Here is a 13,007-nt window from a genome sequence, read left to right as displayed (position 1 = left end):
TGATTTTCATGATAACTTGCGTAATTAAACCATATATCCGCAAGTGTAACGTGATTTTCATGATAACTTGCGTAATTAAGCCATATATCCGCAAGTGTAACGTGATTTTCATGATAACTTGCGTAATTAATTCATATATCCGCAAGTAGAATGGGATTTTCACAACAACTTGCGTAATTAAGTATTATATCCGCAAGTAAGCAGATAAAATTTCTGGAACACTCGAAATTGGAAAAAGATAAATAGAAAGTAGTTTTTTGTCACGTTATGCTGTACAAAAAAATACTAATTAAAAACGCTCAGTACCTTTAGTACCAAGCGTTGCCATTGATGGAGCATGTCGGGCTCGAACCGACGACCTCCTGCGTGCCACGCAGATACTCTCCCAGCTGAGCTAATGCCCCATAACAATTTTATTATAAGATAACGGATCTTAATAATCAATGGACATCATGGTGCTCATCGAGGAGGCTTTTATTTTTATAAAAATTGGAACGTGATAGTTTTAAGTTTTATGATTGTTGGAATGCTTGTTTTGTAATACTTCCAACATCGCTTCTTTAATTTCCTCATATCCTGTACAACGGCAAATATTAGATTGCAGCCAGTTTTTAATATCATATGCTGTCGCATTTGGCTGACATATTGATAAAGCGTGACAATTCATAATAAAGCCGGATGTACAATAGCCACATTGAAATGCAAATTTTTCAAGAAAAGCCTTTTGTATTGGCGTATCTTTTATACCTTCAATCGTAGTGAAGTTCTCCCCATCTGCTTCAACAGCTAACATGAGACATGATTTCATTGGTCTATTACCTTTTAAAATTGTACATGTTCCACAGTCGCCATTTTTACAACCAGGTTTTGCCCCAGTCAACCCAAGTTCATCTCGTAACATATCTAATAAAATTGTCGCTTGTCTTACATATATCGTTTTCTTTTCGTTATTTATAGTACACGTAATTTTTTGTTTCATTGTTAATCCTTTCCAAATCCAGAGATTATCTCTTTTACAAGTCCATGATAAATAAATGTTCGAAATTCCCTTGAACCATTCATATCATCTAAAATAGGGGATGGGAGTTGTTCAAGTGTTTTTTGGATACGCTTTTCTAAAGGTTCGTTCATTTCATTTAACGTCGTATCAATCATGTCTAATTGGAATGGAGCATGACATAATCCGCTAAAAGCAAATCTAACAATATGTGGCATATGGATAGCACTTATAGTGACCAGTGGATAGCCAATCCTTCCATTTGCTGTTACTTTTTTACTTGCAAAAGGCCTGTTCAAAAAATGCTGATCAATTTTAAATTGCACAATAAATGCTCCGTGTTCCAGTGCTATCTTTCCAGTTTGCATATGATATATTTGTTGTATAGGAACTGTGTGCAATCCTGTTGGACTAGCAATTACTACAGTACAATTTGTTAAAAGAAGGGGTAAAATGGCTTCTTTATATTTCAAATTGCTACAAATATTGCCTGCTAACGTTATTTTTTCACGGGATGTATGGTCGGCAATTCTACTACATACTTTGCTCAATAACGGAAAATGAGGAAGCGTTTCAATCGTTGCCAAGGGAACAGAGGCACCAATAATAAAATTGCCGTTTTCTTCTTTTATTTCGTGGCACATATTTATATTTTTAATATCGATAACAGCTTTTGCCTCTGTATAAAGTGATTCAATTCGTCTAAAAGTAATAAACTCTGTCCCGCCGTTAAAATAAAGAGGGGATTTTTTGTTTTCACTTAATGTATGAAATAAGCCAAGCGCTTCCTCGATTGTGTTGGGACGATAATAGTCAAAATCAGTTGCAATCATTTTTAAATCTCCTTTTTTGTTGCCAAATAAATTCAGGATATAATGGAAGTTGATTTAATGGGATGCCAACTGCAGCAGATAAACTATTTGCAAGGGCACCTGGCATACCAACAATACCGTGTTCGGCGAGGCCTCTTGCACCGTACGGACCATCTGCTTGGGGAGTTTCGATAAACTCGACCGTGTAGTTAGGATTTTCGTCAAAACGTAGCATATGATAGGATCTGAACTGGTTGTTCAATACTTGGCCGACATTATTACATATAAAACCTTCCCGACTAGCCATACTTAATCCCATTTTCATTGCCCCCATCACTTGTCCTGTTGCGCCCATCGGATTTAAAATTGTTCCCGCATCCATCACTGTTACAGCACGGGTGATATCATAGTAAAATGTATCAGTTTGAAGTTCTACCTCTACTGCTTGTGCACCAACCGTCCAAAATGGTGCTGGCTTCGTTTGTCCATTCTCCATGTTCATTTTTGTTAAATGTTCCATAATAAAACCACCATGACCAATTACAAACGTGCCAACCGTATTTCCATTCGTCAGTTGGTAGCCAAAACATACATCCGAAATGTTGACATATTTCTTCGGATTACTTTTTACGTACACTTTGGCGTTTTTCACTTCTAAATGTTCTGGTCTAGTATGTAATGCAAATGATGCATTATATTTTAATTGTCTTTTCACATCTTCCGCAGCTTCTAATACAGCATTTCCAACCATATGAGTAGCAGTACTTGCAACAGTTTTCCAATGTTTAGGATTCGTTTGTGTATCTATTTCCATGTTCACGTTAATTTTACTTACGTGTACTTGGAGACTTTCGGCCAAAATTTGCGCTAGTACGGTTTTTGTTCCGTTTCCTATTTCCACAACACCGATATTTAAATTGATACCTCCATCCTTATTGAATGTGATGATTGCACCAGATGAAGCATTAGTTGGAGACATAGAGGCTTTCCAAAGGCATGCAATTCCTTTAGCCCGAACCATATTTTGACTAATCTGTGTGACTTGTCCTTCTTCCCATTGGATTAACTTTTTCACTCTTTCTAGGCAGGCAGTAACATTTCCGATATTTCCTTTTGTTAAAAGTGCTTGACTGGGAGTTGTATGACCCGGTTTGATGGTGTTCTTTAAACGTAATGTTATAGCATCTATACGTAGTTTTTTAGCTAATAAATCTATCGCTCTTTCGATTGCAAAAGTTAATTCACTATGCCCATAGCCACGAAAAGATGTTGCATATGGATTGTTTGTGTAAATACAATACGAATCACATGTAACATGTTTAATATTGTATGGACCAGTGCAGTTTAGGGCGGCAGTATTCGTAATGTCCGATGATTCGTCGACATAAGCACCGGCATTAAAGAGGAATTGAATATTTGCCATCGTTAATTTTCCATCATTTGTTGCACCAAGTTTTATGGTTGCGTCCATGCCGATATGGACAGGGGAGGTTACCATATCAACTTCTCTTGGGTTATTTATAGTAACCATTCTTCCACCAACAGCTTTGGAGGCAAGATAGGCGATAAATTCCAATTGAATCGATGCTTTTCCTCCGAAAGCACCCCCAACAAAAGGGGTATGGACGATTACTTTATTTTGTTCAATCATAAAATATTTACTAATCATTTGTTTAATTACAAACGGTGCCTGACTAGAGCTATGAACATGTACATCCCCATTTGGTAAAATTTCTACTTTTGCTGAGCGAGTTTCCATTGCAGCATGATCAGATTGTGGTAGGGAAACCGTTGTTTCAATGATGACATTGCTATCAGTTTCTCCTGTTTTCATATTGCCTTTTCGGATTTTTACATGATTGGCGATATTTTGTTTTGGGTTAGGTCGAATACTTTTTAGTTGTGTATATTGTTCAAAGTTTTCATGTATGCATGTTTGCTCTGTAGTTATTGCTTCATGTACAGTGGATAGGTTTGGTAATGGATTATATTTCACATGAATAACATTACAAGCGTACTGTGCTTCATGTTCGCTATCGGCAACAACAACTGCAATTGGCTCACCGAAGTAACGTACTTTTTCTTGAGCTAAAATAGGCCTATCTTCTACGGTTGATCCGACCAAGATATGGCAGTCTTTACCTGTTAGTATTGCGCGAACACCAGAGCATTTTTGTGCTTTTGACGTATCGATAGACATAATTTCTGCATGTGCATGGGAGCTTGTGACTAATCTTGCGTATAGCACCCCATTTTGTATATTGTCTGCTGTATATTTTGCAGCACCAGTTACTTTGTTGTTGTCTTCAATTCTTGGCACACTCTGTCGTATCATGTTTTATTCAACCACCTATGAAAGTTTTGTAGCCATATTGTTTCCAAAAATAGGCAATGTATACATATCTATACATATCGTTGTTATGAACGAATTAGCATAAGTTCATTTAGATTCGGGAACAATTTACTTTACATAAATTTTTTATTAAAGAAGGAGAATGAAATGATGTCAAAAGTAAATGTAGCAGTAATATATTATAGTATGAGTGGAACAAACTATGAATTAGCAAAATGGGCAGAGGAAGGTGCAAAAGAATTAGGGGCAGATGTAAGAGTATTAAAAGTACCTGAGTTAGCACCACAAGCAGTAATTGATGGAAATGATGTTTGGAAGGAAACGGTTGATCAAACATCACATATTGCTGAAGCGACATCAGAAGATTTAGAATGGGCAGACGCAATTATTTTCAGTACACCGACAAGATTTGGTGTAATGGCATCACAAATGAAACAGTTTTTAGATACTCAAGGTGGATTATGGGCTTCAGGGAAGACAGTGAACAAAGTGGTTAGTGCAATGTCCTCCGCACAAAATCCACATGGTGGACAAGAAGCGACAATTTTATCCTTATATACGGCGATGATGCATTGGGGAGCAATCATTGCAGCACCAGGATATTCAGATCCGTCCATTTTTGCTGCGGGAGGAAATCCGTATGGAACAAGTGTGACGGTGAATCAAGATGGGAACATGGTAGAAGATGTGAAAGACACTGTGAAATACCAGGCAAAACGTACTGTACAAGTCGCACAGTGGGTAAAAAAAGGCAAATAATATTGAAGTGATCAAGCTAGGAAGCTATGAAGCGCCCTAGCTTTTTATATCCGCAAGTTGTTTTGGAAATTGCGTTATACTTGCGGATATATGGCTTAATTCCGCAAGTTTTCGATCAAATCCCGTTGCACTTGCGGATATATGGGTTAATTCCGCAAGTTCACGATCAAATCGCGTTGCACTTGCGGATATATGGCTTAATTCCGCAAGTTCATGATCAAATCTCGTTTTACTTGCGGATATATGAATTAATTCCGCAAGTTCATGATCAAATCGCGTTGCACTTGCGGATATATGAATTAATTCCGCAAGTTCTTAAGCAAATCCCGTTACACTTGCGGATATATGGGTTAATTCCGCAAGTTCTCAAGCAAATCGTGCTCCACTTGCGGATATCCAGCTTAATTCCACAAATTCATGAGCAAACCCCGCTCCACTTGCGGATATAAAGCATAATCCCGTAAATCCCATTGCACCTAGCAGCCACACCACCCTGGAAATCATTCACTTTTAAAACTACTCCGCACATTCTCAAAAAATGGACAATTTTTTGTGCGTATAGTCGAAACAAGACTTCTTACTCTGTATCGAATAAAGGAACTATGGTAAAATAAGCATAATACTCTATTTCATTGTAAGGAGATAATTATATGGAGCAAATTAATATATTCTCGAAAAGAGAAGAAATAGCAAATGCTATTACACATGGTATTGGTGCATTACTAAGTGTGGTTGCACTAACATTATTGATTGTTTATGCATCAATGTATGGTTCTGCTGCACATGTAGTTTCGTTTACAATTTTTGGAGTTACGATGTTAAATTTATACGTATCATCGACATTATTACACGCACTTCCAAAAGGAAAAGCGAAAGATATCTTTGAAATTTTGGACCATTCGTCCATTTACTTATTTATTGCTGGGACATATACACCGATAACATTAATTGTAATGGATGGTGCACTTGGATGGGTGCTTTTCGGAATCGTTTGGGGTGTAACAGTTTTTGGCATTGTGTTTAAAGTATTTTTTGTGAAAAAGTTTTTATTCGTTTCGACTATTTTATATATATTATTAGGTTGGCTCGTTGTCATTGGATGGGATCAAATCATTTCAAATTTACATGGAAATGGTGTTACATTACTCGTTATCGGTGGTGTTTTATACACGGTAGGAACCATTTTCTTCCTATGGCGTGGGTTTAAGTATCACCATGCTATATGGCATTTATTTGTCGTTGGAGGATCTGTATTTCACTTTTTTGCGATATTTTTATACGTACTTCCACTGTAAAAAAATATAAATTTTATGGGCAAAACGTTTGTTTTGTCTTTTTTTATCTGATTAAACTCCCTTATGAATCTGGTACTTTTAGACAATGTTATTACAATCTTATTTCAACTTAGCTAGAAGTATTGTATATATTATATTGTTCTTGTAAAATGTAGAAAGATTTGAAGGTAAAGTGTGGTGAAAGACAATGAATACAAAAAGCAAAACTCCTTTAATTGGAGCAGGTATTTTTTTATTCCTATTTATCGTTGTAGCCTTGTTAACGACAGGGACACAAGGATTTTTATTAGATGAAAATGTTGCCTATTGGGCAGACCAACAAACGAATGCTGTCTTTTTGAAATTAATGGAAATAGCATCTGTATTAGGTTCAAGTGAGATGATTTTATTAATTACGATCATTATTGGGATAGTTTTTATCGTGAAAGGAAATTGGCGTCATTTCTTTTTCTTTTTCGTCCTCTCTGTTGGTGGTGTGGTCGTTAATTTGGGATTAAAAATGTTAATACATCGTGCTAGACCTGGCGATGAAATAAGTTACATAGAATTATTTGATTTTAATTTCGAATTACAGTCATACAGTTTTCCAAGTGGGCATACGATGCGTGCAACGATTTTATTCCTATTTTTAATATATGTTGCTTTTTATTTCGGAAAACGAATGTACATGCAAATCATTGCTTACGTTATTTATACAATTATAATTGTGTTTGTTGCATTAAGTAGAGTGGTTTTGGAAGCACATTTCTTTACGGATGTTTTAGGTGCTATCATTATTTCTTTTGCATGGTTTTTTCTATGTATTTATTTATTTTACAAACCGAAACGAGCAAGTTATTCTTTATTCTCATAAAAAAGTTCCCTCTCCAAATGTGTGGAGAGGGGACTTTTTTATGTAGCTAATGTATCAATAAATAGACGTAAATAATCAGGTAAATCAGGTGGGCGGCGGCTTGAAATGATATGTCCATCTACAAGCGCAGGTTCATCTACCCAAGTTGCACCAGCATTGATCATATCATCTTTAATTCCAGGTGTACTTGTGACGGTTTTTCCTTTTAAGACATCTGCTGAAACTAATACCCATCCGGCATGACAAATATGACCGATTGGCTTTTTTTCTTTGTCCATATGCTGTACCATTTGTAACACTTCTGGATAACGGCGTAATGTGTCTGGAGCCCATCCACCAGGAATTAAAATGGCATCATAATCTGCCGCATGAATATCAGCAAACGCATAATCTGTTACTGCCGGAACACCGTATTTTCCATAATATGTTTCGTTTGCTTTTGGCCCTACTAAATCAACTTGTGCCCCTTCTTCACATAAACGATATACAGGATACCAATGTTCTAAGTCTTCAAAGTCTTTGTCTACTAGTGCAATGACTTTTTTATCTTGTAAACGCAACTATCGTCACCCTTTCCTTTTTATACATCTAGTGTAACAAATTATGATAAACACTCAAGGGACGGAGGGACATTTTTGCACTTTTCAAAAAAAAGCGATACGATAAAGTAGACAAAAAAAGATTGCAGAGGTGACGATAATGGCAGAAACAATAAAAGTAGGAATTATTGGATACGGAAATTTAGGACGTGGTGCGGAGTTAGCGATTAAGCAGCAACGTGACATGGAGTTAGTAGCTGTTTTTTCTAGAAGAGGAAAAGTTAATACGTTTGATGAACATATCCCATCCTACCATATTGATGAAGTGGAAAAATTTACTGATAAAATTGATGTCATGATTTTATGTGGAGGGTCTGCAACAGATTTACCAGAGCAAACACCACATTTTTCAACATTGTTTAACACGGTAGATAGTTATGATACACATGCAAAAATACCAGAGCATTTTGCAGCGGTAAATGAGGCTGCAGAAAAAGCAGGCAAAGTAAGTGTTATTTCTGTTGGTTGGGATCCAGGTTTATTTTCGATAAACCGTGTCATGGCGGAAGCGGTTTTAGCGGAAGGAAATACGTATACATTTTGGGGAAAAGGTTTAAGCCAAGGGCACTCTGATGCCGTACGTCGTGTGGAAGGTGTAAAAAATGGTGTTCAATATACACTACCTTCTGAAGCGGCAATGGATCGTGTTCGAAATGGAGAAAATCCAAATTTAGCCACTGCTGAAAAACATAAACGAGAATGTTATGTCGTATTAGAGGATGGTGCGAGTGCCGATGAGGTCGCTCATACGATTAAGACGATGCCGAACTATTTTGATGAATATGAAACAGAAGTACATTTTATAACGGAAGAGGAATTACTTCGTGATCATAGTGCAATGCCACACGGTGGTTTTGTCATCCATAGTGGAAAAACAGGCGCAGGTTCTAATCAAATTGTTGAATTCAGTCTGAAGTTAGATAGTAACCCTGAATTTACCGCTAGTGTTCTTGTCGCATACGCCCGTGCTGCACATAGGCTTTCACAAGAAGGACAAGTAGGGGCAAAAACTGTCTATGATATTGGGCCAGGATATATCCATCCAGATTCTCCGGCTGATTTACGTAAAAAATATTTATAATATTGGAAGGGACAAGGCGAGACGTTCATGCTTTGTCTCTTTTTTGTACAAATTGTAAGCGAAAAAACAGCACGGCGAATCCGATAAAGGTTCGCAGTACTGTTTTAAACATTTATTTTAAGAGAGCAGGTTTTTTTCCGCCCATTGGATTCGTTTTTTCAAATGCATATCCAGCATTCAAAATTGCTGCTTCGCCGAAAGCTGGTCCCATAATTTGTAGGCCAACAGGAAGTCCTTTACTGAAACCACATGGGACGGATAATCCTGGTAGTCCTGTTAAATTTCCAGGTCCAGTGAAACGGATAATATTGTCAATTAAATCGACCTTTTTACCGTTTAAATCTGCCCAATCATCCCCAATATCATTTGGTAAAACTGGTAATGTCGGCATGATCATAATATCCACTTCGTCAAACGCTTTTGTAAATTCATGTTTCAACTGTCTTCTTACTTGTTGTGCTTGTAAGTAATCAACCGCAGAAGGCAATTCACCTAGTTCGAATAACATGCGGATGTCATGCCCGAAATCATCCGGTCTTGTTAACATATCACTATGATGAATGGCAGATGCCTCAGATAGTGATGTAACAAGTTCCGCCCATTCTGCATATTTCAACATTGGTATTTTAACTTCCTTCGTTGTTGCTCCTTGGTCTACGAGAGTTTCTATTGCACCACGGACTAATGTTTCAATTTCATCATCTACTTCATGAAAGAAATAGTCTTCGTTAATACCGATCACTAATCCTTTTACATCTCCAGTAACTTGTGCAAGATAATTTTCTTCTGGAACTTTCACAGATGTCGGGTCATTTTTATCATATCCTGCAATAATTTGTAAAAGTCCTGCGGCATCTTTTACCGTTTGTGTCATCGGACCAACATGGTCAAGCGTCCAAGCTAATGGATATACTCCATATTTACTAACGAGTCCATGTGTTTGTTTTAACCCGACTATTCCACAAGCAGACGAAGGGATTCGGATAGACCCTGCGGTATCAGTACCTAATGAAGCGACAGTTGAACCTACTGCAACGGCAGCACCAGATCCACCACTGGAACCACCAGGAATTTTTTCATAATTCCATGGATTTTTAACCGCTCCATAGTGTGGATTATTGTTCGTAATTCCCCAAGCATATTCATGCATGCTCAGTTTTCCTGTAAATACGACTCCAGCTTCACGTAGTTTGGTAATGACTGTCGCATCGTGATTGGAAACAAAATCTTTATGAATTTTTGAAGACATCGTCGATACTTTATCTTTAAAATAAACATTATCTTTAATTGCCATCGGAATGCCATGATACATACTACGGTATGTACCGTTAGCAATTTCTTCTTCCGCCTTTTTGGCATTTTCTAACGCTTCTTCACGGTACACTTCCATAAATGCGTTAATAGTACCTTCCGTTTTTTCTATATGATCTAAAATTGCTTCTGTTAATTCAACAGGTGATATTTCCTTTTTTTCAATAAGTGGTGCTAAAGTTTCTACTGGTTTTCCAATTAACTCTTTACTCAACGTGGTCACCTCCTGGAATATTTCGTAAGCTAATATCTGCATCATCGATGTTTGCTCCCTTTAAATCACTGCGGAGTTCCTTCATACCTTTCCATCTTTTTTCCAAAATCTCAAGATGTTCTTCTCGAGGTTTGATACCTTTATTTTCCAATAGTTCTTTTACAGATAAAGCCAATGGAACCACTCCTTTATAATTTTTTGTTGCACTAAACGGTAATGCAAGTTTCATGCCAATGTTTACGAGGGGAACAATAAATGGCGAAAAACACTATGATAAAAGGGGAAATTTGTTTCCACTATTGCAACAGTGAAAGGTTCACGATAAAATTATATGTACGTAGATTATTTATATGTATCAAAATGAAACCGTTTTCTTTAAATGGGACACTCCATGTTGTATCTTTAGAAAGCATGCAAAATGATGAAGGAGGAAAGAGAATGCACATAAAGGTAGGCTTATTATTTTCGTTAACTGGTACAACGTCATTAACTGAAAAAGGCCAGTTCGATGCCGCATTATTTGCGACAGAACAATTTAAAGAAGCGGGGTATGATGTGGAAGTGATGACGGAAGATATTGCATCAGACCCATATAGAGCAAAAGAATGTGCTGAAAAACTTGCACAGCTAGGTGTAAAAATATTTATCGGTTGTTATACGTCTGCATGCAGGAAGGCGATCTTACCTATTTTAGAAAAATACGATTGTGTACTCGTGTATCCAACGCTTTATGAAGGAGAAGAAGACCACCAACATGTGTTTTATACAGGGGAAGTACCGAATCAGCAAGTTCATACGTTGATTGATTATTTGATGTCCCATTACGGTAAAAATATATATTTAATTGGAAATGACTATATTTATCCGAAAGAAACGAATGATCAAGTAAGAGAATACGTCCAAACAAAAGGTGGAAATATTGTTCAAGAAACATATGTCCCTTTTGGGCATAAGGAGTTTTATCAGACCGTACAAGATATTATTTTACAAAAACCGGATGCTATTTTTTCCACGCTTGTTGGACAAAGTGTCGTTTCGTTTTATGAGACGTATGCTCGTATGCAATTGGATCCACAGACAATGCCTATTTTTAGTCCAATTACGAAAGAAACGGAAATAGAAGCGATGGGTTCCGTAGTTGGGGCAGGGCATTACAGTTCCGCTAGTTATTTCCAATCTCTTGATCATCCAGCGAATTCATCTTTTATTCAAGCTTTTCATTCATTTTCTAGAGATGATAGACCGATTTCGTCTGTTATGTTTAACACCTATATTGGTACGAAAATTATTTTAGATGCGGTAATCGAAACAAAAAGTGTATCAAAGGAAGCCATTTTTACTTCCTTACATGGTAAAACGATGGATTCTGCATGTGGTACATTAAAAATTGATCAAAGAAGCCATTTAACAAGGCCGATGCGTATTGGAAAAGTGAGGCAAAATGGGCAATTTGATATTGTTTGGGATTCAGCGCAAAATATTCGTCCAAAGCCATATATTAAAGAGGTTATATTAAAACGTCCTGTAAATGAATTGATATTACGTGCCTGGGGAGAGGTAAGTAGTGAGGCGATTGTGGCGATTTCAGGGGATCGGAAGGTGCAATTTTTAAGTCGGAAAGCGAAAGAACTTACGAACTTACAAAAAGGAGACATTATTACGCCGAGTGTGTTGCAACTATTACAGCAGCAATTTTATATTGATTCGTATGCTGCGAAGGAAAAAGAGTTATGGTTAGTAAAGGCGAAACGGAAACTTACGACACCATATCAACAATTCGGACTCGTCCGCACAAAAAATGAAGCATTCCAACATGAGTTAAAAACAGCAAAAATTGCGGCTCATTCTATTGCAAATGTATTAATTTTTGGGGAGACGGGTACTGGAAAAGAAGTATTAGCTAGAGCAATCCATGAAATGAGCACAAGAAAAGATGGCCCATTTATAGCAATTAATATGGCAGCCTTACCGAAGGAGTTATTATTAAGTGAATTGTTCGGATATGCGGAAGGAGCTTTTACTGGTGCGAAACGTGGCGGAGCTGTCGGAAAATTTGAAGCGGCACATAAGGGGACACTTTTTTTAGATGAAATTGGAGACATGCCATTTGAATTCCAAGCAACATTGCTTCGGGCAATTGAAACGAAAAAAATTACACGAGTCGGGGATGTAGCCGAACGTGATGTCGATATCCGCATTATTGCAGCGACTAATCGTAACTTAGAAGAGGAAATTGCATATAATGATGCGTTTAGATCTGATTTGTTTTATCGGTTAAATGTTTTATCGATTTATATTCCAGCATTGCGTGACAGAGTAGAGGACATTGAATTGTTGGCACACCATTTTCTACAATTGTTCGCAAAAGAATATGGAGATGGACCAGAGTCGATGACAGGGGAAGTTATTCAACAAATTTTACAATATCCGTGGCCTGGAAATATCCGGGAGTTGCGCAATATGATGGAACGCGCATACTTATTAGCGAAAAGTGATGGAACAAATATTCAAGTAGAACATTTACCAGCCCAATTAATGCATTATTATCAACGAAAACAACATCATTCATTATCACTAAAAGATGTAGAAAAAAAGATGATTGCCGAGGCGTTAGAAACGTCTAATAATATTAAAGAGGCTTCAGAAAAGCTTGGAATTGGTAGAAGCACACTCTATCGTAAAATGAAAGAATTTAAAATGACAAACTAAGAGGATTGGATGTTTTAAGGTCCA

General features: G+C 37.1%; 11 protein-coding genes and 1 tRNA gene. 5 read left to right on the top strand and 7 right to left on the bottom strand.

Annotated elements, in window-relative coordinates:
- Positions 1-331 precede the first annotated feature (331 nt).
- From WKT09_RS10800 to WKT09_RS10785, 4 genes are all read right to left on the bottom strand, one after another.
- Positions 332-404: transfer RNA gene (locus tag WKT09_RS10800), tRNA-Ala, on the bottom strand.
- A gap of 101 nt (positions 405-505) precedes the next feature.
- Positions 506-979 carry a (2Fe-2S)-binding protein gene (locus WKT09_RS10795; RefSeq protein ID WP_340416036.1) on the bottom strand — a complete coding sequence of 158 codons (474 nt, stop codon included), beginning with the start codon at positions 977-979 and terminating at the stop codon, positions 506-508.
- Between the two features lie 2 nt (positions 980-981).
- Complete coding sequence (locus tag WKT09_RS10790; RefSeq protein WP_340416035.1) at positions 982-1,830, bottom strand: FAD binding domain-containing protein; 849 nt, start codon at positions 1,828-1,830, stop codon at positions 982-984.
- Entirely contained in the window at positions 1,817-4,144 is a 2,328-nt protein-coding gene (locus tag WKT09_RS10785) for a xanthine dehydrogenase family protein molybdopterin-binding subunit (RefSeq protein WP_340416034.1), read from the bottom strand. Before WKT09_RS10785 ends, WKT09_RS10790 begins: the two co-directional genes overlap by 14 nt.
- A 168-nt stretch (positions 4,145-4,312) precedes the next feature.
- Here WKT09_RS10785 and wrbA point away from each other — a divergent pair, with 168 nt between their 5' ends.
- The 3 genes from wrbA to WKT09_RS10770 all read left to right on the top strand — a co-directional run bounded on the left by wrbA (position 4,313) and on the right by WKT09_RS10770 (position 7,069).
- The gene (gene wrbA / locus WKT09_RS10780) at positions 4,313-4,921 is read left to right on the top strand and encodes an NAD(P)H:quinone oxidoreductase (RefSeq protein ID WP_340416033.1); all 609 of its coding nucleotides are present in this window, start codon (positions 4,313-4,315) and stop codon (positions 4,919-4,921) included.
- A 650-nt stretch (positions 4,922-5,571) separates the two neighbouring features.
- Positions 5,572-6,216, top strand: a complete 645-nt coding sequence (gene trhA / locus WKT09_RS10775) for a PAQR family membrane homeostasis protein TrhA (protein WP_340416032.1) — start codon at positions 5,572-5,574, stop codon at positions 6,214-6,216.
- A 187-nt stretch (positions 6,217-6,403) separates the two neighbouring features.
- Positions 6,404-7,069 (top strand): phosphatase PAP2 family protein, encoded by a 666-nt coding sequence (locus WKT09_RS10770; protein WP_340416031.1) that lies wholly within the window; start codon positions 6,404-6,406, stop codon positions 7,067-7,069.
- Positions 7,070-7,107: 38 nt separating this feature from the next.
- On the opposite strand, the gene WKT09_RS10765 is transcribed toward WKT09_RS10770, so the two are convergent.
- Positions 7,108-7,629, bottom strand: a complete 522-nt coding sequence (locus WKT09_RS10765) for a type 1 glutamine amidotransferase domain-containing protein (protein ID WP_340416030.1) — start codon at positions 7,627-7,629, stop codon at positions 7,108-7,110.
- Positions 7,630-7,768: 139 nt separating this feature from the next.
- On the opposite strand from WKT09_RS10765, the gene WKT09_RS10760 reads away from it, so the two are divergent.
- Positions 7,769-8,749 (top strand): diaminopimelate dehydrogenase, encoded by a 981-nt coding sequence (locus WKT09_RS10760; protein ID WP_340416029.1) that lies wholly within the window; start codon positions 7,769-7,771, stop codon positions 8,747-8,749.
- A gap of 112 nt (positions 8,750-8,861) precedes the next feature.
- Here the strand turns inward: WKT09_RS10760 and WKT09_RS10755 are convergent, their stop codons facing one another.
- On the bottom strand, positions 8,862-10,274 hold the full coding sequence (locus tag WKT09_RS10755) for an amidase (protein WP_340416028.1): 1,413 nt from the start codon (positions 10,272-10,274) through the stop codon (positions 8,862-8,864).
- On the bottom strand, positions 10,267-10,458 hold the full coding sequence (locus WKT09_RS10750; protein WP_340416038.1) for a hypothetical protein: 192 nt from the start codon (positions 10,456-10,458) through the stop codon (positions 10,267-10,269). Before WKT09_RS10750 ends, WKT09_RS10755 begins: the two co-directional genes overlap by 8 nt.
- 254 nt (positions 10,459-10,712) lie before the next feature.
- On the opposite strand from WKT09_RS10750, the gene WKT09_RS10745 reads away from it, so the two are divergent.
- Entirely contained in the window at positions 10,713-12,983 is a 2,271-nt protein-coding gene (locus WKT09_RS10745) for a transporter substrate-binding protein (protein ID WP_340416027.1), read from the top strand.
- Positions 12,984-13,007 lie beyond the last annotated feature (24 nt).

It is taken from the genome of Pseudogracilibacillus sp. ICA-222130 (assembly GCF_037892545.1).
GTDB lineage: Bacteria > Bacillota > Bacilli > Bacillales > Amphibacillaceae > Pseudogracilibacillus.
Note: the sequence above shows the minus strand (reverse complement) of the source record. Positions and strands in the feature narration are given on the sequence as shown.

Coding starts and splice junctions, on each gene's coding strand:
- WKT09_RS10795 (WP_340416036.1), bottom strand. CDS start 979: ATGAAACAAAAAATTACGTGTACTATAAATAACGAAAAGAAAACGATA.
- WKT09_RS10790 (WP_340416035.1), bottom strand. CDS start 1,830: ATGATTGCAACTGATTTTGACTATTATCGTCCCAACACAATCGAGGAA.
- WKT09_RS10785 (WP_340416034.1), bottom strand. CDS start 4,144: ATGATACGACAGAGTGTGCCAAGAATTGAAGACAACAACAAAGTAACT.
- wrbA (WP_340416033.1), top strand. CDS start 4,313: ATGTCAAAAGTAAATGTAGCAGTAATATATTATAGTATGAGTGGAACA.
- trhA (WP_340416032.1), top strand. CDS start 5,572: ATGGAGCAAATTAATATATTCTCGAAAAGAGAAGAAATAGCAAATGCT.
- WKT09_RS10770 (WP_340416031.1), top strand. CDS start 6,404: ATGAATACAAAAAGCAAAACTCCTTTAATTGGAGCAGGTATTTTTTTA.
- WKT09_RS10760 (WP_340416029.1), top strand. CDS start 7,769: ATGGCAGAAACAATAAAAGTAGGAATTATTGGATACGGAAATTTAGGA.
- WKT09_RS10745 (WP_340416027.1), top strand. CDS start 10,713: ATGCACATAAAGGTAGGCTTATTATTTTCGTTAACTGGTACAACGTCA.